19 protein-coding genes are annotated in these 20,947 nt (G+C 64.8%); 12 read left to right on the forward strand and 7 right to left on the reverse strand.

The genetic code is table 11. From position 1 onward, the window contains the following. Nucleotides 1–64: 64 nt before the first annotated feature. A complete protein-coding gene (locus ACODS2_RS13505) occupies nucleotides 65–946 on the forward strand; it encodes a flagellin N-terminal helical domain-containing protein (protein WP_488999286.1) in 882 nt (293 codons plus the stop codon). Between the two features lie 68 nt (nucleotides 947–1,014). Here ACODS2_RS13505 and ACODS2_RS13510 read toward each other — a convergent pair whose 3' ends face one another. Then, entirely contained in the window at nucleotides 1,015–1,599 is a 585-nt protein-coding gene (locus tag ACODS2_RS13510; RefSeq protein WP_488999287.1) for a hypothetical protein, read from the reverse strand. Nucleotides 1,600–1,642: 43 nt separating this feature from the next. Then, nucleotides 1,643–2,317 carry a nitroreductase gene (locus ACODS2_RS13515; RefSeq protein WP_488999288.1) on the reverse strand — a complete coding sequence of 225 codons (675 nt, stop codon included), beginning with the start codon at nucleotides 2,315–2,317 and terminating at the stop codon, nucleotides 1,643–1,645. A 103-nt stretch (nucleotides 2,318–2,420) separates the two neighbouring features. On the opposite strand from ACODS2_RS13515, the gene ACODS2_RS13520 reads away from it, so the two are divergent. After that, nucleotides 2,421–4,064, forward strand: coding sequence for a lysine--tRNA ligase (locus ACODS2_RS13520; protein ID WP_488999289.1), 1,644 nt, complete (start codon nucleotides 2,421–2,423; stop codon nucleotides 4,062–4,064). Nucleotides 4,065–4,116: 52 nt separating this feature from the next. Then, complete coding sequence (locus tag ACODS2_RS13525) at nucleotides 4,117–4,845, forward strand: energy transducer TonB (protein ID WP_488999290.1); 729 nt, start codon at nucleotides 4,117–4,119, stop codon at nucleotides 4,843–4,845. A 74-nt stretch (nucleotides 4,846–4,919) separates the two neighbouring features. On the opposite strand, the gene ACODS2_RS13530 is transcribed toward ACODS2_RS13525, so the two are convergent. Beyond that, on the reverse strand, nucleotides 4,920–5,597 hold the full coding sequence (locus ACODS2_RS13530) for a prolyl hydroxylase family protein (protein ID WP_488999291.1): 678 nt from the start codon (nucleotides 5,595–5,597) through the stop codon (nucleotides 4,920–4,922). A gap of 322 nt (nucleotides 5,598–5,919) precedes the next feature. On the opposite strand from ACODS2_RS13530, the gene ACODS2_RS13535 reads away from it, so the two are divergent. Continuing rightward, nucleotides 5,920–6,282 carry a winged helix DNA-binding protein gene (locus ACODS2_RS13535; protein ID WP_488999292.1) on the forward strand — a complete coding sequence of 121 codons (363 nt, stop codon included), beginning with the start codon at nucleotides 5,920–5,922 and terminating at the stop codon, nucleotides 6,280–6,282. A 4-nt stretch (nucleotides 6,283–6,286) separates the two neighbouring features. On the opposite strand, the gene ACODS2_RS13540 is transcribed toward ACODS2_RS13535, so the two are convergent. Continuing rightward, a complete protein-coding gene (locus tag ACODS2_RS13540; protein WP_488999293.1) occupies nucleotides 6,287–7,729 on the reverse strand; it encodes a glutamate ligase domain-containing protein in 1,443 nt (480 codons plus the stop codon). A 54-nt stretch (nucleotides 7,730–7,783) separates the two neighbouring features. Between ACODS2_RS13540 and ACODS2_RS13545 the strand changes: the two genes are divergently transcribed. The 7 genes from ACODS2_RS13545 (at nucleotide 7,784) to ACODS2_RS13575 (ending at nucleotide 14,379) form a co-directional block, all read left to right on the forward strand. Further along, entirely contained in the window at nucleotides 7,784–8,608 is an 825-nt protein-coding gene (locus tag ACODS2_RS13545; protein ID WP_488999294.1) for an LD-carboxypeptidase, read from the forward strand. Nucleotides 8,609–8,637: 29 nt separating this feature from the next. Continuing rightward, nucleotides 8,638–9,573 carry an ACP S-malonyltransferase gene (gene fabD, locus ACODS2_RS13550; RefSeq protein ID WP_488999295.1) on the forward strand — a complete coding sequence of 312 codons (936 nt, stop codon included), beginning with the start codon at nucleotides 8,638–8,640 and terminating at the stop codon, nucleotides 9,571–9,573. Between the two features lie 44 nt (nucleotides 9,574–9,617). Beyond that, on the forward strand, nucleotides 9,618–10,010 hold the full coding sequence (locus tag ACODS2_RS13555; protein ID WP_488999296.1) for a GxxExxY protein: 393 nt from the start codon (nucleotides 9,618–9,620) through the stop codon (nucleotides 10,008–10,010). A gap of 52 nt (nucleotides 10,011–10,062) precedes the next feature. Next, entirely contained in the window at nucleotides 10,063–10,827 is a 765-nt protein-coding gene (fabG, locus tag ACODS2_RS13560; protein WP_488999297.1) for a 3-oxoacyl-[acyl-carrier-protein] reductase, read from the forward strand. Between the two features lie 5 nt (nucleotides 10,828–10,832). Beyond that, nucleotides 10,833–11,369, forward strand: a complete 537-nt coding sequence (locus ACODS2_RS13565; RefSeq protein ID WP_488999298.1) for a hypothetical protein — start codon at nucleotides 10,833–10,835, stop codon at nucleotides 11,367–11,369. A 215-nt stretch (nucleotides 11,370–11,584) separates the two neighbouring features. Further along, the gene (dnaN, locus tag ACODS2_RS13570; protein WP_488999299.1) at nucleotides 11,585–12,712 is read left to right on the forward strand and encodes a DNA polymerase III subunit beta; all 1,128 of its coding nucleotides are present in this window, start codon (nucleotides 11,585–11,587) and stop codon (nucleotides 12,710–12,712) included. Between the two features lie 251 nt (nucleotides 12,713–12,963). Continuing rightward, entirely contained in the window at nucleotides 12,964–14,379 is a 1,416-nt protein-coding gene (locus ACODS2_RS13575) for a methyl-accepting chemotaxis protein (RefSeq protein WP_488999300.1), read from the forward strand. Nucleotides 14,380–14,384: 5 nt separating this feature from the next. On the opposite strand, the gene ACODS2_RS13580 is transcribed toward ACODS2_RS13575, so the two are convergent. From ACODS2_RS13580 to ACODS2_RS13590, 3 genes are all read right to left on the reverse strand, one after another. Then, nucleotides 14,385–15,398, reverse strand: coding sequence for a zinc-dependent alcohol dehydrogenase family protein (locus ACODS2_RS13580; RefSeq protein WP_488999301.1), 1,014 nt, complete (start codon nucleotides 15,396–15,398; stop codon nucleotides 14,385–14,387). After that, a complete protein-coding gene (locus tag ACODS2_RS13585; protein ID WP_488999302.1) occupies nucleotides 15,395–17,143 on the reverse strand; it encodes an N-acyl-D-amino-acid deacylase family protein in 1,749 nt (582 codons plus the stop codon). Before ACODS2_RS13585 ends, ACODS2_RS13580 begins: the two co-directional genes overlap by 4 nt. A gap of 112 nt (nucleotides 17,144–17,255) precedes the next feature. Continuing rightward, nucleotides 17,256–18,074, reverse strand: a complete 819-nt coding sequence (locus ACODS2_RS13590; protein ID WP_488999303.1) for an alpha/beta fold hydrolase — start codon at nucleotides 18,072–18,074, stop codon at nucleotides 17,256–17,258. Nucleotides 18,075–18,232: 158 nt separating this feature from the next. Between ACODS2_RS13590 and ACODS2_RS13595 the strand changes: the two genes are divergently transcribed. After that, nucleotides 18,233–20,938 (forward strand): EAL domain-containing protein, encoded by a 2,706-nt coding sequence (locus tag ACODS2_RS13595; RefSeq protein ID WP_488999304.1) that lies wholly within the window; start codon nucleotides 18,233–18,235, stop codon nucleotides 20,936–20,938. Nucleotides 20,939–20,947 lie beyond the last annotated feature (9 nt).

Here is a 20,947-nt window from a genome sequence, read left to right on the forward strand (position 1 = left end):
CGTTCTGGCCTATCGGGACATGAACGGAGCCCCACGCTCCGGCCCATAGTGGAGAATGGGAATCATGGCAGTCATCAATACCAATATCAGTGCGATCCGCGCGTCGAACGCCTCGAACAGTGCCTCGAAGATGGCGGGCGTCGCGATGGAGCGTCTCTCGACCGGCAAGCGCATCAACGGCGCCAAGGACGACGCCGCCGGCCTTGCGATCACCACCACCATGACCTCGCAGATCAAGGGCATGAGTCAGGGGATCCGCAATGCCAACGACGGCATCAGCTTCGCGCAGACCGCCGACGGCGCGCTCAACGAAGTGACCGCAATGCTGCAGCGCATCCGCGAGCTTGCCATTCAGGCCAAGTCGGCGACCTACACGGACACTGACCGCACCTCGATGCAGTCGGAAGTCGCCAACCTCACTTCGCAGGTCAGCGAGGTGCTGGAAAAGACCACGTTCAACGGCACCAGACTGTTCACCGTAGTCGGCGCGGCTCCTGCGGCGGATGGCTCGGACGATGCCACGTTCTCGATCCAGACGGGCAGCAACACCACCGACACGGTGGACCTGCGCAGCAAGGCGATCGACGGCACCAAGCTGTTTGGCGGCACCAACACGACTTACGATCCGGCGACGTCCCCGCAGGCCATCGACGTCAGCACCGCCACGGCGGCTGGCACGACCATGGACAACGTCGATGCCTCGCTCACCGCGATCAACGTCGCGCGCGCAGAGTTCGGTTCGGGCCAGAACCGCCTCGAATCGGTAATCAACAACCTCACCGACAACGTGACGAACCTCTCGGACGCGCGCAGCCGGATTCTCGATACCGATTATTCGGCCGAGACGACCGCCATGGCCAAGGCCCAGATCCTCAGCCAGGCCTCGACCGCGATGATTGCGCAGGCCAATCAGGCCCAGCAGAACGTGCTCTCGCTGCTGAAGTAAGCTGCTGCCCTCTCCCCCCTGATCCTGGGCTTGTCGAAGGAATGGGGAGAGGGTGGGAAGAGGGGGGCCTACTGCGCTGACTTCTGCTCCAGCAGCAGGCCTTCGAGCCGGTTCACGCCGGGCACGCCGAGCACCTCGAAGCGTTCGGTCACCTTGTCGCCATCGCTGTCGAGGCGGGTGCCGGTCTGTATGCGCAAGGTCCCATAGCCGTTGGCATCGGCCGTTACGTCGATGGGGCCCATCTGGCCGATCAGCACGCTGGCGCTTTCGCGCTTGGAGCCGGCGGTCACGCGCAGCATTCGCCGATCGGTGAGGCCGTAGATCGTCTGCGCCGCCTTGCGCCGGGCCTTGAAGGGCATCCACAACATGCCAAGGCCGATGCCGATGAAGGGCAGGCCGAACAGCGGGAAGATGATCCCGAAGCTCCACTGGATGCCGAGCGGGGTGTGCGAGCTTGCCATCCACGGCAGCAGGGCCATGGCCTCCCAGAACAGCGCGAAGGCCGTCCACGGCACCGCGAAGAACCAGATCGCGAAGACCGCGCGCAGGCGCGAGGGATCGGGCCTTCCGCTCCACAGCAGGCGTTCACCGGGCAAAAGCTCGCGCCGCAGGATCGAATCGAGCTCGGGCGGCGGCATGGTCTGGGTCTCCATGCGCCCCATTTTGCCACGCGCCGGTTAGGAGTGCGTTACAGCCTCAATCGAACCCCACGAACGTCGCCGCCTCCGCCACGGTCTTGCGCTCGGAAACCACGGCATTGGCGGGGAAGCTCTCGTCCGGCCAGCCGAGTGCGATGCTTTTCATGATCACCTGATCGTCGGCGATCCCGGCATGTTGGCGCACCACTGGCGATTGCATGATGCCCTGGCTGTTGATCACCGTGCCGAGCCCGCGCGACCACGCGGCATTGACCAGCGCGTTGACCACCCCGCCGCAATCGAACGGCGTATCGTCGCTCCCCTGCAGCACTTTGTCATAGGTCACGATCACGCAGACCGGCGCATCGAACTGGCGAAAGCCGCGCAGCACCCAATCCTGCCGCATGGCCGCATCATCGCGCGCGATGCCCATTGCGGAAAACAGCTGCTTCGCCACGCCGATCTGCCGCTCGCGGTGAACGCCCGCAAACGGCTCGCCCTTGCGGAACTCGCGCGAATCCGGCTCCCCGGCAAGAATGCGCTCGGTGTTGCCCTGCCGGATACGCGCCAGCGGTTCGCCGGTGATCACGTAGAAATTCCACGGCTGCGTGTTCATCGAAGTGGGCGCGCGCATCGCGATTGCCAGGATTTCCTCGATCAGCTTCTGCGGCACCGGATCGGGCTTGTAGCCCCGGATGCTGCGGCGCCCGAGCATGACCTCATCGTATTCCATACCGTCTCCCCACATTCTCTTTCCAGTCCGGTAGCGATTGGGCAGCCCAGCGCACAAGCTTTTCCTTGCGCTGGCGGGGGGCATCCGCAAAAGGGACCCCGCTATGGAAACCGCCGAAAACCCCGCACCGCTTGATGTCTTCACCGCCAGCCAGACCTCCAAGGCCTGGCCGTTCGAGGAAGCACGCAAGCTGGTCAAACGCTTCCCCGGCGGCAAGCGCGATGCGAGCGGAGATCTCGTCCCCGTGCTGTTCGAGACGGGCTACGGCCCCTCGGGCCTGCCGCATATCGGCACCTTCCAGGAAGTGCTGCGCACCACGCTGGTCCGCCGCGCCTATGAGACGCTGACTGGCGGCCACCCCACGCGCCTGATCGCCTTCTCCGACGACATGGACGGGTTGCGCAAGGTGCCGGACAACGTCCCCAACAAGCAGGTTCTGGCCGAAAAGCTGGGCCACCCGCTCACCCGCATCCCCGATCCCTTTGGCACGCACGAAAGCTTCGCGCACCACAACAACGGGATGCTGTGCGCGTTTCTAGACCGGTTTGGCTTCGAGTACGAATTCGTCTCGGCGAGCGATCGCTACAACTCCGGCGCGTTTGACGAGGCGTTGAAGAACGTCCTGCGCAAGTTCGATGCGATCATGGGCATCATGCTCCCCACCCTGCGTGAGGAGCGCCGCCGCACTTATTCGCCCGTCCTCCCGATCAGCGACAAGACGGGCGAAGTGCTGCAGGTGCCCGTCGAAGTCGTCGATGCCGAGGCTGGCCTCGTGCGCTTTGAAGATCAGGGCGAGATGGTCGTCCAGTCGATCCTCGGCGGCAAGTCCAAGCTGCAGTGGAAGGTCGATTGGGCCATGCGCTGGACCGCGCTGGGCGTCGATTACGAGATGTGCGGCAAGGATCTGACCGATAGCGTCACCCAGTCTGCCCGCATCACGCAGGTCCTTGGCGGAAAGCGCCCCGAAGGCCTGATCTACGAGCTGTTCCTCGATGAGAACGGCGAGAAGATTTCCAAGTCCAAGGGCAACGGCCTCACCATCGAGCAGTGGCTCGAATACGGCAGCGAGGAAAGCCTCGGCTTCTACCTCTTCCGCGAACCCAAGAGCGCCAAGTCGCTCCACGCCGGGATCATCCCCCGCGCGGTCGATGAATACTGGCAGTTCCGCGAAAAGCTCCTCAGCCAGCCCATCGAACAGCAGCTCGGCAACCCGGTGTGGCACTTGCTACGCGCGAACCGCGGCACCAGCGGGGCAGGGGATACGCTCCCCGTCACCTACGGCCTCCTGCTTAACCTCGTCGGCGTGCTCGGCGCGCAGGCGACGCGGGCGCAGGTCTGGTCCTACCTTGCGAACTACGTCGAAAACGCCGATCCCGCCGCGCACCCCGCGCTCGATACGCTGGTCACCTCGGCGCTCGCCTACAACCGCGATTTCGTCGCCCCGACGCTTAAGCGCCGCAAGCCCGAACCCAATGAGGCCGCCGCCCTCGCCGCGCTCGATGCCGAACTCGCCGCGACCGACGACAGCGCCAGCGCCGAAGACCTCCAGACCATGGTCTACGAGATCGGCAAGGACCCGCACTACGGCATCGGCGCGCTGCGTGATTGGTTCAAGGCGCTCTACGAAACGCTGCTTGGCTCGAGCCAAGGCCCCCGCATGGGCAGCTTCATCGCGCTCTACGGCATTGCGGGGACGCGGCGGTTGATCGCAGAGGCGCTGGAAGGGGTGGAACTGCCGGCGGAGTGACTCAAGCTAAACATGTGCTTAAATTGCGCTCGCTTCTAGATCGAGGTGCTTCATGTCTTTGCGCCACATTTTGGGCTTGGCGGCATGCGTTTCTATCAATTGGATCTTACCCGCAATCGCCGCTGCGAAATCTTGGAATACGACTGAAGGGTATCCAGAAAGAGCGCTAAAGCAAGGTGAACACGGAACGACGATAATTGATCTGACAGTCTCTCTGGATGGCAAGCCAACTAAGTGTGAAGTTTTGCGAAGCTCGCGATCGGCTGAGTTGGACGCAGAAACCTGCGCGAGTTCCATGCAGCGAGCAAAATTTGATCCGGTTTCTCCTGAAAGCATTGGTCGGAATGGACGGCACTCACAGCTTTGGGTTCATTGGATCATGCCGCGCGCTCAACCGACAGACGCTGATTTACCCCTTGTTGGCGGAATACAAATCCGTGTGATCGAAGTTAGCCAAACCCGCCTCGAGTTTCCCGCAAAACCAGCCGGCCTCCCGCAACGACCTTTGAGTGAGCTTACTTCTCCAATCGAAGGGTTGAAATACCCAAAAGCGGCACGGCGCTACGAACTGTCCGGAGTGACGTCCGTAGCGGTCGAGGTCGATGCAGATGGCACTCCAAGGAAATGCAATATTATCCGCACAAGCGGGTACCCAGTGCTTGATGACGCTGTTTGCCCACACATGTTGCAGCAAATGCGTTACCAACCAGCCATCAGCAAAGATGGCCAGTTCGTTGCTGATGTCGATTTAATCTCGGTAAATTGGAAATTCGTTAGATAGGCGGCCTGAAAAAGAAGTGATATTTCCTTGGTGGGTACCAGCAGGCTTTCTCGGCTACAGTCCAGTGTCCCCACCTAACACCAAGGCCGCGCGCGGTACCACTTCGTCACGATATACTTCACGCCCTGCTCCACCGGCCGCCCGGCGTGCAGGGTTAGCGGGTTCGGCTTCCCGTCGCGCCCCATGTTGTTCCACACCAGCAGCGCGCCCTTCTGCGGCGGGACCGAGATCGGCACCTTGGGAAATTCGGTCGCTCCGCCCGCTTCAACGGCTGAGAGATAGCCCATCGCCGTCCACGTCCGCTGCCCGCCGCGGCCTTCCTCGGTCGGCCAGTAGCTCGCCGCAGTATCGAAGTAATCGAAGTGCGCCCGGAACTGCTGGCCGGGTTCATAGCGCTGGCCCTGAATCACCTCGCCATGCGCGTGCTCGATCCCCATGAGATCGTCGATCCTGCGCTCCAGCATGCGGATAAACGGATCATCGGGATCGACATCGCCGGTGTAACTCGTCCGTCCGCTATCGGCATTGCCATGATAGGTGGGGGAGGGCCGCGCGACTGCATCGACCATCCCGATCAGCCGCGCGCATTCTTCCGCAGTGAAGAAATCCGCCACTCCGAAGATCTCGATTGTCTCGACCGGCAGGCGATAGACGCTCGGATCAGCCTCAAGCCGCGCGCGCACCCGCTCGCCCACTTTGGCGAGTGCAGGGGCATCCTGGGTAGCGGGCTTGGGACGGCGAAATCCGATCATGCGCTGCTCATGCCGCAGCGGCCGTTCTCTGCCAAGTGGCAGGTGCTCAAACCCGGTCCGGATTACGTATCACCAACCTGACATCGATGAGTTATGAAAAATAACTAAAGTTGCAACCAATTTGGACCAGATTTCTTGGCGGCAGGCTTACCAATATTGGGCAACATGGTTACATATATAGCCTGATTGATCATAAGAATCCCAAGGGTCGCGTAACGACAAGACTGACCGCGAAAACAGTCAGCGCCATGTTTCCGATAGCCCGGCGGCGGGGGCGAAAGAGCTTGGCGGCGAACGTCCCTTGGCATGCGAGGAGTTGGCATTGGACGGTCATGTCGATTTGGATGCGGAGACACTCCGCATTGCAAAATTGCTTTATGAAGCGCGCCGCCGCCGCGATGCGGCAAGCCCGGTCAAGGGCCTTTTCGGAGAGCCCGGCTGGGATATTCTTCTGGACCTGTTCATTGCCCGCAAGACCCGCACGGCCTTGCAGGTTTCCAGCGTCTGTGCAGGCGCGGGCCTGCCTTCGACCACCATTCTGCGCTGGATAGCCCGGCTTGAGCGTGAGGGGCTGATCGTCCGCGTGGCCGATCAGGAAGATGCCCGCCGCCGCTATGTCAGCCTGACAACGCGGGGCCTCCGGCTCACCACATCGCTGCTCGACGCGGTCGGTCCGCTGGGCTGATGGCCTAGGCCAGTTGCGCCAGCAGGTCGCGGGCGAAGGCCGACAAGGTGTCATCCCGCGCGCCCATGATCACGATGCGGTCACCGGGCGCAGCCAGTTCGGCAATGCGCAGGGCGCAGTCGGCGCGGGCCGGGATGTGCTCGGCAGTGCCGCCGTGGGCGCGGATCATGTCCACGATGCGCTCGCTGCCCACCGATCGGTCCACCGTGCCGCCGAAGTAGACCGGATCGCACAGGATCGCGGTGTCTCCGGCGCCGAGCCGCGTTGCCAGCACTTCCGCCAGTTCCGCCCCCATCTGGCGCAGCGGGCCATAGCCGTGCGGCTGGAAGAACGCGATCACCCGGCCGGGATGTGCTTTCAGCGTGGCCAACGTCGCGGCGATCTTTTCCGGATTATGGCCGAAATCATCGATCACGGTCACACCGGCTGGGCTTGTCCCCACCACGTCGAACCGGCGCGCGAGGCCTGCGTAGGTTCCCAAGGCCTGCACAGCATCGCCCAACGGCACGCCCGCTGCGTGTGCCGCGGCCAGCGCCGCCAGCGCGTTGGAGAGATTGTGCCGGCCCGGTACACCCAGCGCCAGCGCATGGTGTTCGCCGGTGCGGCGCAACTCGATCAAGGCTGAAATCCCGAGGGGCGATTCGGCCACGCTGCCCTCCACCACGCCGAGATCGGCCTCGACCGACCCTATGCCGAAAGTGAGCGCGCCGTCTAACGCCCGGCTGGCCAGTGCGGCGCTTTCCGCGTCGTCGAGATTGACCACTGCCGTACCGGACCGCGCCAGAAAATCGCCAAACAGGCCGCGCAGTTCCTCCAGGCTCTTGTGATCGAGGCTGACGTTGTTCAGCACCGCAATGCTCGGCCGGTATGCGGCGATCGAACCGTCGCTTTCGTCGACCTCCGAGACGAACGGGCCGTCCGAAGCGCCGACCCGCGCGCTGGCAAAGGGCGCGTCGGGCCCCGCGAAGTTCTTCATCACCGCGCCGTTCATGATCGTGGGATCGCGCCCGCAGGCGGTGAGGATCCATCCGAGCATGCCGGTCACGGTCGATTTGCCGCTGGTCCCGCCCACGGCAATGCTCATCGGCGCCGCGTTGAACAGGGTGGAGAGCAGTTCGGCCCGGCGCATGCGGCGGCACCCCAGCTCTGCTGCGCGCACCATTTCCGGCACGGTATCCTCCACCGCGGCGGAGGCGACGAGGATCTGCTCCGCCGACCTGATGCCGCTGCCGTCCTGCGGATGCAGCGTGAAGCCAAGGCTTTCCAGCCAGGCAAACTTTTCCGGCGTGCGCCCCTGATCGCGGCTGCGGTCCGATCCCGCGATCTGCGCGCCCTTGCCTTTCAGGATCAGCGCGAGTGGCAGCATGCCCGAACCGCCAATGCCGCAGAAGAACCAGGGCTGTGCGGTGAGGTTCACACTCTCGTTCGCCGTGTCGTCGATGCTCATGGCGCGAAGCGGTATGCGGCCTTGTGCCCGGGCGCAACCGGGTTAGGAAGCGTCATGCCAAGGATTGCGATCTGCGCGCCGGCCCGGCCGATCACCCATGAAGACGCTGCCGCCGTTTCCGCGCTGGCGGCGGACATTCCGGGCCTTGCGCTTTCGTTTCATCCGCAGTGCTTTCTGGAAGCGGGGCATTTCGCCGGCACCGATGTGCAGCGCCTTGAAGCCTTGCTCGAATGCGCGAACGATCCTTCGTTCGATGCCGTCTGGTTCGCGCGGGGTGGCTATGGCTCCAACCGGATCGCCGCCGCTGCCGTCGCCGGGCTGGGCGAAGCTGCCCGCAGCAAGACGTATCTCGGCTATTCCGATACCGGCTACCTCCTCGCCGCGCTCTATCGTGCGGGGGTGGGACAGTCTGTCCACGCCCCGATGCCCGGTGATATCCGCCGTGAGGGCGGGCATGAGGCCGTGCGGCGCACCTTGCACTGGCTTGCCGGAGACCGCTCCGGCGTCGAGCGGGCGCAGGATGGCCGCCCCCGCGCCGCCTTCAATCTCACCACGCTCGCCATGCTCTGCGGCACGCCGCTGCTGCCCGATCTTTCAGGGCACGTGGTGATGGTCGAGGAAGTCTCCGAGCATCTCTATGCAGTGGACCGGCTGTTCTTCCACGTGACCGCGCAGCTTGGGGGCATAGCCGGGCTGCGGCTTGGCCGCGTCGGCGATGTGCCCGAAAACGATGTCCCCTTCGGCGCCGGCGAGGAGGCGATTGCGCGCGATTGGTGCGCCCGCAGCGGCATTCCCTATCTGGGCCGCGCCGATATCGGGCATGATGTTGATAACAAGATTGTCGCATTCGGGCTTGAGGGCACCCCCGCGAATCACTAGGCGCGCTCCGTCACAGCAGGAGTGTGTTGATGCGGGCATTCGTTTTTCCGGGGCAGGGCAGCCAGAAGCTGGGCATGGGCGCAGACCTCGCCGCCGCCAGCGCCGCCGCGCGTGAAGTTTTCGAGGAAGTCGACGACGCGCTCGGCCAGAAGCTCTTTGCGCTGATGACCGAGGGACCGGAAGACGAGCTGACCCTCACCGCCAATGCCCAGCCTGCGATCATGGCCAATGCCATCGCCGTGCTGCGTGTGCTGGAAAAGGAATGCGGCCTAGTCCTGGCTGACAAGGCGCAGTTCGTCGCCGGCCACAGCCTCGGCGAGTACACCGCGCTCTGCGCCGCCGGAGCCTTCAGCCTCGCCGATACTGCCCGCCTGCTGCGCCTGCGCGGGTCCGCGATGCAGGCCGCCGTGCCGGTGGGCGAGGGTGCGATGTGCGCGCTGCTTGGCGCCGAGATCGATCAGGCCGCCGCGCTGGCTGAAGCCGCCGCGCAAGGTGAGGTTTGCACCGTCGCCAATGACAACGCGCCCGGCCAGGTCGTGCTTTCGGGCCACACTGCCGCGATCGAGCGCGCCATCGGCATGGTCAAGGAGCACGGCATCAAGCGCGGCATGCTTCTCCCCGTTTCCGCGCCCTTCCACTGTCCGCTGATGCAGCCCGCCGCCGATGCCATGGCAGAGGCGCTGGCGCAGACCCCGCCGGGCCCTTTGCGCGTCACCCTCATGGCCAATGTCACCGCTGCCGCCGTGACCGACCCTGAAGAGGTCCGCCGCCTCCTCGTCGAGCAGGTCACCGGCCGCGTCCGCTGGCGCGAGAGCATGGTCGCACTGGGCGCTGCGGGCGTGGAGCACTTCGTCGAGCTTGGCGGCAAGGTCGTCGGCCCGATGATCACCCGCACCGTCAGCGATGTCGCAGTTGCCAGCCTCATCGGCATGGCCGATATCGAAGCCTTCGCGAAGGAGCTTTGAGATTAGGGTTCGCGCAGAGTTCGCAGAGATCGCAGAGGAAAAAGGTGCCAGCGATTGACGACATCAGCGCAAGAGTGGTTGGCGAAGCCATCAAGATTCATCGGGAACTTGGCCCCGGGCTCCTTGAAAGTGTTTACGAAGCAATTCTTGCAGCAAGCCTTGAGCGATCTGGCTACAAGGTGCAGCGTCAGGTACCAGTTTCCATCGAATACGACGGCATGAGGCTTGAGGGAGCGTTCAGGATCGACTTGCTAGTGGAAGAGTGTTTGATCGTCGAAATCAAAGCGGTCGAAACTTTGACCAAGGTGCATGCAAAGCAATTGCTGACCTATCTCAGGTTGATGAAGCAGCCCGTTGGGCTGTTGCTCAATTTTTCAGGGCTCACCATGAAAGAAGGCATCCGGCGGCTCGTGAACAACTACCAGCCCCCGTCCTGACTCTCTGCGATCTCTGCGAACTCTGCGCGAACCAAATTTACCGGAGCAACCCATGGAACACCGCCTCTTCGATCTCACCGGCATGACCGCCCTCGTCACCGGCGCCGCCGGCGGCATTGGCTCGGCGATCAGCCATGCCCTCGCAAAGCAGGGCGCACGCCTCGCGCTTTCGGGAACCAACCCGTCCAAGCTGCGTTCGTTCCGCGAGGAACTGAACGACACCTATGGTCATGACCACGTCGAGATCACCTGCGATCTATCGAACACCGAGCAGGTCGAGCATCTGGTGCCTGCCGCGATCGATACGCTCGGCAAGGTCGATATCCTCGTCAACAACGCCGGCATCACGCGCGATAACCTCGCCATGCGGATGAAGGACGAGGAATGGGACCCCGTGATCCGCGTCAATCTCGAAGCCGCCTTCCGCCTGATGCGCGCGGCGTCCAAGCCGATGATGAAGGCACGCTTCGGGCGCATCATCACCATCACCAGCGTGGTTGGTGCCACTGGCAATCCGGGGCAGGTCAACTACGCCGCGGCCAAGGCGGGGCTTGTCGGCATGTCGAAGAGCCTTGCGCAGGAGCTCGCCACGCGCGGCATCACCGTGAACTGCGTCGCCCCCGGTTTCATCCGCACCGCGATGACCGATGTGCTCCCCGATGCACAGAAGGACGCGCTCAACGCGCGCATCCCGATGGGCCGCATGGGCGAGGGCAGCGATATCGGCGCGGCGGTCGCCTATCTCGCCAGCCGCGATGCAGGCTACATGACCGGGCAGACGTTGCACGTGAATGGCGGCATGGCGATGCTCTCCTGATCGCCATGCGGCGCCCGTTGGCCTTTCTGGCGCCGCTTCTGCTTGCGCTGGCGGCCATGCCCTTTGCAGCGCAGGCCCGCGCGCCCCAGGCGCTCGCCTGCGCGGTGATTGCCGCGCCCGAGGGGCTCGATGCGCAGCTCGCCGACAGCATGCTCACGCTGGATGAGGCGCGCAGCAAGCCCGCGCTCGATGCGCTCCATGCCCTCGTCGATCGCTGCGCGGCAGACCAGTTCCTCGGCGAGAAGGAGCGCGATGCCTATTTCGGCTACGTGCTCGGCCGGATGGCGCGCGATGGGCTCGATTCCCGGCTGAAGGCTGAGGGCATTCCGTCCGACCTCATCGACAAGGCGCTCGATATCGGCCCCGGCAATGCCAACAACCCGGCCACGCAAGTCACGCAGGGAGACCTGCGGCGCGTCTCCACTGCGCTCAGTGAGTCCGGCCGCGATCCGGCCAAGGTAACCCCTGTCGGCTGGGGCCTGATTACCGCGTGGATTGCCGCCACCGCGCAGATGTTCGATGCGTTGCGGGTGCTCGATTGAGGTTGCGGAGCAAGCCCGCCGTTTTCGCTGCATTTATGCACAGCTTCGCCGCTGCGAAGGCGGCTTGCGCTTGCCCGTGGCGGGGCGTGCGTTAAGGAAGATAGTCCAGTAACAACCCGTCTTCGCCCGCGATTCCTTAGGCGCGGAGACGCCAGCTACACAGCCCTCAACGGTCCCCTGCCGGGACTCGCAAGGGCGGGGGACACGAGACGAGAATGAAGGCCACGATCGAACGCGCGACCTTGCTACGCTGCCTGTCCCATGTGCAATCGGTGGTGGAGCGTCGCAATACCATCCCGATCCTCTCGAACGTGCTGATCGAGGCTTCGCCCGATGGCTCGGTCCGCCTCATGGCAACCGACCTTGATCTCCAGATCATCGAGACGATGCCCGCGCGGGAAGTGGAGCGTGGCGGCGCGATCACGGTTTCCGCGCACCTCCTCTTCGATATCGCACGCAAGCTGCCCGATGGCAGCCAGGTCAGCCTTGATGCCGCCGATGGCCGCATGGTCGTAAAGGCCGGACGCAGCCGCTTCCAGCTGCCCACGCTGCCGCGCGATGATTTCCCGGTGATCGTCGAAGGCGACTTGCCGACGAGCTTCGAAGTGCCCGCGCGCGTCCTCGCCGAACTGATCGACCGCACCCGCTTCGCGATCTCGACCGAGGAAACCCGCTACTACCTCAACGGCATCTTCCTCCACGTGGCGGATGAAGCGACGCCGGTACTCAAGGCCGCCGCAACCGACGGCCACCGCCTTGCACGCTACACCATTGCCCGGCCCGACGGCGCTGAGGGCATGCCGGACGTGATCGTGCCGCGCAAATGCGTGGGCGAGCTGCGCAAGCTGCTTGATGATGTGCTCGAAACCGCAGTGCTGCTTGATCTTTCGGCCAGCAAGGTGCGCTTCACGCTGGGCGGTGAACACGGCGTTGTGCTCACCAGCAAGCTGATCGACGGCACCTTCCCGGACTACAGCCGCGTGATCCCCACCGGGAACGACAAGCTGCTCCGCCTCGATCCGCGCAGCTTCTTCGAAGGCGTGGACCGCGTTGCCACGATCGCCACCGAGAAGACCCGCGCGGTCAAGATGGCGCTCGAGAACGACAAGGTCACGCTCTCCGTCACCAGCCCGGAAAACGGCACCGCGGCGGAAGAGATCGCCGCCGAATACCGCGCCGCGGGCTTCGAGATCGGGTTCAACGCCAATTATCTCAAGGACATCCTCAGCCAGATCGACGGGGACATGGTGGAACTCCACCTCGCCGATGCTGGCGCGCCGACGTTGATCCGCAAGGACGACAAGTCGGCCGCGCTTTATGTGCTGATGCCGATGCGGGTGTGATCGCGGGCGGTGCAGGGGCTTCCTCAAGGCTCCCTGCACGGGCCCTGATCACGCGAACCTGCCCCAAAGGGCAGGCCTGGCCGATGGATGTAACTCTTAATCGATAAAATCGCTGAATTTCGCGGGCAATTCGCCGGTCGTCGACTGGCTGCTTCCATGGCCCGCTAGGCATTGGCGCGTAGCTGCCATTTTGGCGTTTCGAAGTGTTGCCAGTTTATCCGAACCGGACACAAACCGGATGGATAACGACGATGGACAACCGCGACATCGCAAAAAAGCTGGCCTTCTTCTCTATCGGCCCGGACGACACGGTCCGTCTTCCAGGAGTGGGTAAAGCCGTCGCCAGCGCGGGACCGGCTGCGCTTGACAAGCTTTACGACCGGATCGCCGCCACGCCCGAGACGGCCGGCTTCTTTGCTTCGAAAGCGGCCATGGGATCGGCCAAGGCCAAGCAGATCGCCCATTGGCAGGCCCTCTTCGCGGGCGGTGCGACGGCCGATTATTTCCAGCGCGCCGAACGGGTCGGCAAAGTCCACGCGCGCATCGGCCTTTCCCCGCAGTGGTACATCGGGGCCTATGCCAGCGTGCTCGAACCCATCATCGGCGCAATGGTCGGCCCGCTCTCGCGCGGCACGGCAAAGCGGATCGCCACCCTTATCAAGATGGCGCTGCTCGACATGGAAATCGCGGTCGAGACCTACTTCGCGGTGGAGGAGGAGCGCCGGCGCGCGGTTATCGATGCCCTAGGTGCGGCACTCCAGCGCATGACCGATGGCAACTTCAGCACGCCGCTCGAAGCGCTGCCGCCCGAATTCGCTGCGATCCAGAATGATTTCGAGACGATGCGCGCCCAGGTTGGCACCGCGCTCGGCGATGTCGCACAGACTTCCCGCGCGGTCGACGTCGGCGCGCAGGAGATCCGGCAGGCGTCGGACGACCTCGCCCGGCGCACCGAGCAGCAGGCCGCAAGCCTCGAGGAAGCCTCTGCCGCGATGACCGCGCTGGCGGCCAGTGTCGGCAGTACGGCGGGCGATGCCGCGCATCTCCACGATTCCGTGCAGGCCGCGCATGGCGACGCGCAGGCTGGCGGCGGCGTGGTCGACGAAGCGGTCCAGGCGATGACCGACATTTCCGTTTCCGCGCAGGAGATCGGCAAGATCATCAGCGTGATCGATGGCATCGCCTTTCAGACCAATCTCCTCGCGCTCAACGCCGGAGTCGAGGCGGCGCGCGCCGGGGATGCCGGGCGCGGGTTCGCGGTCGTCGCGAATGAAGTGCGCGCGCTCGCCCAGCGCTCTGCCGAAGCTGCGCTCGATATCAAGACGCTGATTGGGCAAAGCTCGGTGCAAGTGGAACGCGGCGTCGCGCTTGTCGGCCAGACCGGCGATTCCTTCGCGAGGATCGTGCGCAAAGTCGGCGAAATCGCGCAGCTTGCCAGCAACATCGCCTCAGCCGCCAGCGCGCAGGCCACCAACATCGGCCACGTCCGCGAGACCGTGCGCGAGCTTGACGTCATGACCCAGCAGAACGCCGCGATGGTCGAGGAGGCGACCGCCGCCTCGCGCAATCTGGCGGGCGAGGCGGATCGTATGGCGGCGCTCGTCGGCCGTTTTGCGCTGGCGGATGCCGGTCAGGTCGGCGCGGCGGAGTTTCGCCGCGCCGCTTGAACCCGTCAGATATCGACGACGATCTTGCCGAAGTGGGTGTTGCTCGCCTGATGGCGGAACGCATCGGCGAGGCCCGCCAGCGGGAAGTGGCTGTCGATGATCGGGCGGATGCCATTGGCTTCCACTCCGGCGATCATATCGAGCTGCATCGCCCGGCTGCCCACGGTAAGCCCCTGCACGCGCAGGTTCTTGGCCATCAGCAGCGCGGTCTGCACCGGCCCGGCAAAGCCTGCCAGCACGCCGATCAGTGCGACATGGCCGCCCACGCGAGTCGCCATCATCGATTGGTCGAGCGTGCCAGCGCCGCCGATCTCGACCACGCAATCCACACCCCCGCCGCCGGTCAGTTCCAGCGCCTTGAGGCCCCAGGCGGGCACCTCCTTGTAGTTGATCAGCTCGTCCGCCCCCAGCGCGCGCATCCGCTCCAGCTTGGCGTCCGACGAACTGGTTGCGATCACCCGCGCCCCCGCCGCCTTGGCGAACTGCAGCGCGAAGATCGAAACGCCGCCGCTGCCTTGCACCAGCACGGTCGAACCCGGCTTCACCGCGCCATCGAAAAACAGCGCGCGCCACGCGGTCAGGCCCGCGCATGTCAGCGTCGCCGCTTCGGCAGCGGAATAGCCCTTGGGCACGCGAGTAAACCAGCCCTGCGGCGCGACGATTTCCTCGCGCGCATAGCCGTCGATGCCATCCCCCGGCACCGTGGTGAAGGCGGTTGCGGGCGGAGTGCCGTCATCCCAGTTGGTGAAGAAGGTCGAGACGACAAGATCGCCCGGCGCATAAGCCGTGACGCCATCGCCCACCGCCACAACTTCGCCCGCGCCGTCCGACATCGGAATGCGCCCGGCGGGAGCTGGCAGCATGCCTGTCACCACCGCGAAGTCATGGAAATTGAGCGAGGAGGCGCGCAGGCGCACGCGGATCTCGCCCGGACCGGGATCGCCGCAATCGGGCAGCTGATCGAGGTAGAGGCTGTCGAGCGTCGCCGGGGCGCCGATACGGATCGCTGCATTGCTCATTCTGCGGCCTCCAGCATTTCGGCCTGTTGCGGCCCGCGCACGAGCACACCCGGCACCGCACCCGTCCAGGTGCCCTGCTCGAAGGTCACCTCGCCCGATTTGATCGTGTAGAGATAGCCGTCCGCCTTCTGCAGCAGCCGCTTGCCGCCCGCCGGCAGATCGAACGCCAGCCAAGGCTTGCCCAGCTTCAGCGCGTCCATGTCGATCACGTTGATATCTGCGAGCGCGCCGGGCGCGATCACGCCGCGATCGTTCATGCCATAGAGCCGCGCCGTATCGTGGCACTGGCGCTTCACCGCCTGCTCAAGGCTGAGCCGCCCACCGCGTTTGCGATCACGCACCCAGTGCTGGAGCATGAAGGTGGGCGAAGCCGCATCGCAGATCGTGCCGCAATGCGCGCCGCCGTCCGAAAGCGAGTTCACGCAATCATCGCGCGACTGGAGTTCCTCAAGGAAATCAAGGTTTCCGTCAGCGTAGTTGAGGATCGGCAGATAGATAAACCCGGTGCCGCCATCCGCCAGCATCAGGTCATAGGCATAGCTTTCCGGCGTCACACCAGCCGCCGCCGCGCGTGCCGCAATGCTCGCGTCCGCCTGCGGCTCGTAGTCGAAGCCTTCGTCCATCTCGTACTGGTTCGCCCAGCCTTCGCCGATCACGCGGTAGAGGTGGACGATGTCGCTTTCGGGATAGACGTTGCTTTCCGAAAGGATGATCTTCTTGAACACTGGATCGGCAAGGTGGGTGAGCTGGTCTTCCCACGGCATCGCCGCAAGCGCGGCCCAGGTTGGGCGGAACATGAAGGGATGCACCGTCCCGCGCCAGTTCATCACGATGCCGTTGCCGCGCAGCGCGATCTGCGCAACGATGTTTGCGCCCGCCGCGTTCTGGCGGGTCATTTCCTCGATCTGTTCGGACAGCGGCAGTTCCTTGGCGATCGACTGCAGCGCGGCGAAGGTGACGGGGAGGCCCGTCTCGCGGCTCATCGCGCCCATCCAGCCGAACTCGTCCCATTCGCGCTTCATGTCGCTCGCCATCTCGAACACGCCGTGGCCCACGCGGCCCATGGCGCGGCCGATGCGGATCAGCTCCTCGGCGGTGGCGGTCGTGCCCGGCACCACTTCGCCGTCGATCGACTTGTGGATCACCGTGCGGCTCGTCGAGAAGCCGAGCGCGCCCGCGCGCACGCCTTCTTCGACAATTTTGGCCATGGCGTCGATGTCTTCGTCGGTCGGAATCGCACCCGGCTTTTCGCGGTCACCCAGCACATAGGCGCGCACCGCGCCGTGCGGGACATGCGTCGCCACGTCCACACTGCGCGGCAACCGCTCCAGCGCATCGAGGTATTCGGGGAAGCTCTCCCAGTCCCACTTGAGCCCTTCGGCCAGCGCGGTGCCGGGGATATCCTCCACGCCTTCCATCAACCCGATCAGCCATTCATGCCGGTCCGGTGCGGCAGGTGCAAAGCCCACGCCGCAGTTGCCCATGACCACCGTGGTCACGCCATGCCACGAGCTCGGCGCCATTTCCTGATCCCAGGTTGCCTGCCCGTCATAATGCGTGTGAATGTCGACCCAGCCCGGCGCGACGACCTTGCCGCCCGCGTCGATCTCGCGCTTCGCGGTGCCGGAGACCTTGCCCACGGCGGCGATCAGGCCGCCCTGCACGGCCACATCGCCGGTAAAGCGCGGACGGCCGGTGCCATCAACGATGGTTCCTCCCCGGATGATGAGATCATAGGTCGGCATCAGCAGGCTCCTCTATCCCCGCGCAGCCGACTCATCGCGGAGGGCCGTCGCGTTTAACTGGCCGATTAAGTCAGAGGATCGTGCCGGGGTCAACGCCCGCGGCTATTCGCGGTTACGCGTCGAGAAACCCTGTCAGCTTTTTGATGAAAGCATCGGGGCGGGCCAGCATGAACAGGTGCCCGCCGCCCTCGCTCATCTCCAGCTTGCTGCCGGGGATCGCGTTGTGGAGGAAATGCAGGTTGGCGGGCGGGATGAGCTGGTCGTCTTCATCGCCCATGACCATGACCGGCATGCTCAGCAGCGGCAGGAACGGCGCGCTGCTCCAGCCCGCATAGGCCGCCAGCTGGCAGCTCCAGCCCAGCGGCGAGGGCGCCGTTGCGGCATTGAGCGAGACCCGGTCCGCTCCCCCGCCGTTGTAGAACATCGCAAGGTTGCGGCGCAGTGCCTTCTCGACAGAATATTCCATCGGATCAAGCATCTGGCTAAGCATGGAGGCATTGCCGGGGATCATCGTGCCCCCGGCCGAGGTTGCCGCAAGCACCAGCTTGCCGGTGCGCGCGCGGTGCTGGAAAGCGAACTGCTGCACCACCGCGCCGCCCCAGCTGATGCCGAGCAGATCGACCGAATCGATCCGCAGCCGGTCGAGCAGTGCGGCGAGTGTCAGCGCCATGTGCGGGATCGTGTAGGGGAAGATCGGATCGGGCGACTGGCCGATTCCCGGCATGTCGAAGCTGATGATGCGGCGATCGGGCAGGCGGCTCGCAATCGGCTCGAGCATTTCCATGTTCATGCCGATGCCGCTCAGGATCACGAGCGGGCGCGGCGCGGGGCGCGCGGTCTTGCTCTGGGCCGCAGGCTGGACATGCCATTGCCCCACCCGCAGCCGCCGCCCGGCGACGCCGATCATCGTAAAGCTGGCAGTCGTGGCCACGCGAATTCCTTGGTAATCAGGTAAATCAAAGCGTTGCCAGCGCCCTAGCACCGCACGGTGACGAGCAAAAGCAAACCTAAGGAATTCTGCGGAAAAAAGGTCCGATCTGGGTGGGTGCTTAACGGTTTCTCAAAGCAGTTAAGCGCAATTGACGGATGATGAGCCAATCGCCCGAGGACAATGCCGCATCGCAGGCCGAACCGACGCGCGCCGCGCGCGATTTCGCGCGTACGCAGCGTCGCCGCGAGCGCGTGCCGACCGCGCCCGTCAGCCGGGCCGATGTCGCCGGGGCGGCGTTCCTGTTCGGCACGGGGCCCGGCCGCGGCCTGATCGCCCGTGAATGGCCGCACATGGCGCTGCCGATGGTGCTCGGCGTCTTGGGTCTTGCCCTTGCCAACTTCTCGATCCGCCCGATCATCGCGCCGCTTCTCGCGCTGCTGGCCTCCGCGCTGCTGTTCGTCGCGCGCTTCACCTCGACCTACGAGGAAAGCCGCGATCACTCGACCGCCGTGCGCATGGCGCTGATGGCGGCCTCGATTGGCATTCCGCTGTTCATTTATGGTTATGCCATCGGCATTTGGGCAAGCAGCGGCGTGGTTCCCTGGGTGCAGGCACTGGCGCTGCTGGTCACCATCTCGCTCCTCGCCACAGTGACCGAATCGGGCCGCCTTGCCGGCATGCTTACCGCCCAGGTCGCGATGTGGTCCGGCGTTACCTGGGTCTCCCATTTCGGGGCCGGCATCCTGTCGCTGCTCATTGGCGGCGTGATCGCTGTCGCCGCCTACCTGCGCCAGCGCGAGATCGATCTCAAGGTCCGCCTCGCGGTGGAAGAAGGCGTCCGCATCCAGACCCGCGCCGAGGAGATCCTCGCCGATTATGAGGAGACGGGGCAGGGCTGGTTCTGGGAAACCGACCGCCGCGGCCTCATCACCTACATATCGCGGCCGGTTGCGGACGTGCTCGGCCGCAAGGTCGATGATTTCATCGGCCGCCCCTTTGCGGAGCTGTTCAACCTCTCCGAGAAATCGGGCGAGGGTGAACGCACGTTGGCCTTCCATCTCTCGGCGCGGTCCAGCTTCTCCGAACTGGCGGTGCGCGCTGCGGTCTATGACGAGGAACGCTGGTGGTCGGTCACCGGACGTCCGACCTACGACGCCTTCAACAACTTCCAGGGCTTCCGCGGCTCGGGCACCGATCTCACCGAAAAGCGCCGCTCGCAGGAACATGCTTCGCGCCTCGCGCATTTCGATTCGCTCACCGGCCTCTCGAACCGCTTCCAGATGTCGCAGACGCTGGAGAAGATTCTCACCGCGCCCAACGAGCAGAACCGCGCCTGCGCGGTGTTCCTGCTCGATCTCGACCGGTTCAAGCAGGTCAACGATACGCTCGGCCACCCCGCCGGCGATGCGCTGCTCAAGCAGGTCGCGCAGCGGCTTGAGCGCGTCATCGGCACCGTCGGCCGCGTCGGGCGTCTGGGCGGCGACGAGTTCCAGGTCATCCTTGCCGGCAAGATCGCGCGCGAACAGCTCGCCCATCTGGCCGAACGCATCATCGAACAGCTCAGTCAGGCCTATTCGATCGATGGCAGCCGCGTGATGATCGGCGCCTCCGTCGGCATCGCGCTCGCGCCCGATGATGGCGTCACCAGCGAGGCGCTGATCCGCAACGCGGACCTTGCGCTCTATGCCGCCAAGGATGGTGGACGCGGGCGTTTCCACTTCTACGCCGCAGATCTCCACAGCGATGCGGAAGAACGCCGCCAGCTGGAAGAAGACCTGCGCGATGCGATCACGCAAGGCGATCTTGAGCTCTATTACCAGCCCGTCGTGCAGACCGCGACCGAGCGGATCACGGGCTTCGAAGCGTTGCTGCGCTGGAACCACCCGCAGCACGGCTTCATCTCGCCCGCCAAGTTCGTGCCGATTGCGGAAGACGCCGGCCTCATCGTCTCGATCGGCGAATGGGCGCTGCGCACCGCCTGTCAGGATCTCGCCAAGTGGCCTTCGGACGTGCGGGTCGCGGTCAACGTCTCACCGCTGCAGTTTGCCAATCCGGCGCTGCCCTCGATGGTCACGAGCGCGCTGGCTTCGGCTGGGGTCGAGCCCGACCGGCTCGAGCTTGAGATCACCGAAAGCGTCTTCCTCGGCGATGATACCGGGACCGAGGCCATGTTCCGCTCGCTCAAGGGGATCGGCGTCCGCCTCGCGCTCGATGATTTCGGCACCGGCTATTCCTCGCTCGGCTATCTGAAGCGCGCGCCGTTCGACAAGATCAAGATCGACCAGTCCTTCGTGCGCGGCGCGACGCAGGCCGGCAGCCGCAATGGCGCGATCATCGCCTCGATCGTCAGCCTTGCCGAAGCGCTCGGCATGGAAACGACCGCCGAGGGCGTCGAGACCCTCGACGAGCTCGATCTCGTGCGCATGCTCGGCTGCAGCCATGTGCAGGGCTATATCTACGAACGCCCGCTCTCCGCGCCTGCCACGCTGACCCGCCTTGCCACAGGCCTCATGGCCATCGCGCGCGGCCCCCGCTCGGCCCGCGCCGCGCGCCAGGCCATGCTTCGCCGCGTGGTGCTCGATCACGCCGGGCACCGCTACAACGGCACCGTGCGCAACATGTCGCTCACCGGCGCGCTGATCGAGGGGCTGTGGAACGTACCGGCCGGCACGATCTTCCGCATCCAGCTTTCAGACGGCCACATTGTCACCGCCACCTGCCGCTGGGCGAGCGACGACCGCATGGGTGTCGAATTCTCGCAGCCCCTTCGCCTCGACGAGGACGGCCGCATTGCTGCCGTGGCGATCAAGTCCACCTTGGCACCGCTGCCCGATCCCCTCGCGAACCAGCGCAAGGTTGGGTGAAGCCAGACT

The organism is Novosphingobium sp. FG137, from assembly GCF_057809735.1.

What these genes read in the sequence shown, in the direction of transcription:
- ACODS2_RS13505 (WP_488999286.1), top strand. Translation starts at nt 65, where the DNA reads ATGGCAGTCATCAATACCAATATCAGTGCGATCCGCGCGTCGAACGCC.
- ACODS2_RS13510 (WP_488999287.1), bottom strand. Translation starts at nt 1,599, where the DNA reads ATGGAGACCCAGACCATGCCGCCGCCCGAGCTCGATTCGATCCTGCGG.
- ACODS2_RS13515 (WP_488999288.1), bottom strand. Translation starts at nt 2,317, where the DNA reads ATGGAATACGATGAGGTCATGCTCGGGCGCCGCAGCATCCGGGGCTAC.
- ACODS2_RS13520 (WP_488999289.1), top strand. Translation starts at nt 2,421, where the DNA reads ATGGAAACCGCCGAAAACCCCGCACCGCTTGATGTCTTCACCGCCAGC.
- ACODS2_RS13525 (WP_488999290.1), top strand. Translation starts at nt 4,117, where the DNA reads ATGTCTTTGCGCCACATTTTGGGCTTGGCGGCATGCGTTTCTATCAAT.
- ACODS2_RS13530 (WP_488999291.1), bottom strand. Translation starts at nt 5,597, where the DNA reads ATGATCGGATTTCGCCGTCCCAAGCCCGCTACCCAGGATGCCCCTGCA.
- ACODS2_RS13540 (WP_488999293.1), bottom strand. Translation starts at nt 7,729, where the DNA reads ATGAGCATCGACGACACGGCGAACGAGAGTGTGAACCTCACCGCACAG.
- ACODS2_RS13545 (WP_488999294.1), top strand. Translation starts at nt 7,784, where the DNA reads ATGCCAAGGATTGCGATCTGCGCGCCGGCCCGGCCGATCACCCATGAA.
- fabD (WP_488999295.1), top strand. Translation starts at nt 8,638, where the DNA reads ATGCGGGCATTCGTTTTTCCGGGGCAGGGCAGCCAGAAGCTGGGCATG.
- fabG (WP_488999297.1), top strand. Translation starts at nt 10,063, where the DNA reads ATGGAACACCGCCTCTTCGATCTCACCGGCATGACCGCCCTCGTCACC.
- ACODS2_RS13565 (WP_488999298.1), top strand. Translation starts at nt 10,833, where the DNA reads ATGCGGCGCCCGTTGGCCTTTCTGGCGCCGCTTCTGCTTGCGCTGGCG.
- dnaN (WP_488999299.1), top strand. Translation starts at nt 11,585, where the DNA reads ATGAAGGCCACGATCGAACGCGCGACCTTGCTACGCTGCCTGTCCCAT.
- ACODS2_RS13575 (WP_488999300.1), top strand. Translation starts at nt 12,964, where the DNA reads ATGGACAACCGCGACATCGCAAAAAAGCTGGCCTTCTTCTCTATCGGC.
- ACODS2_RS13580 (WP_488999301.1), bottom strand. Translation starts at nt 15,398, where the DNA reads ATGAGCAATGCAGCGATCCGTATCGGCGCCCCGGCGACGCTCGACAGC.
- ACODS2_RS13585 (WP_488999302.1), bottom strand. Translation starts at nt 17,143, where the DNA reads ATGCCGACCTATGATCTCATCATCCGGGGAGGAACCATCGTTGATGGC.
- ACODS2_RS13595 (WP_488999304.1), top strand. Translation starts at nt 18,233, where the DNA reads ATGAGCCAATCGCCCGAGGACAATGCCGCATCGCAGGCCGAACCGACG.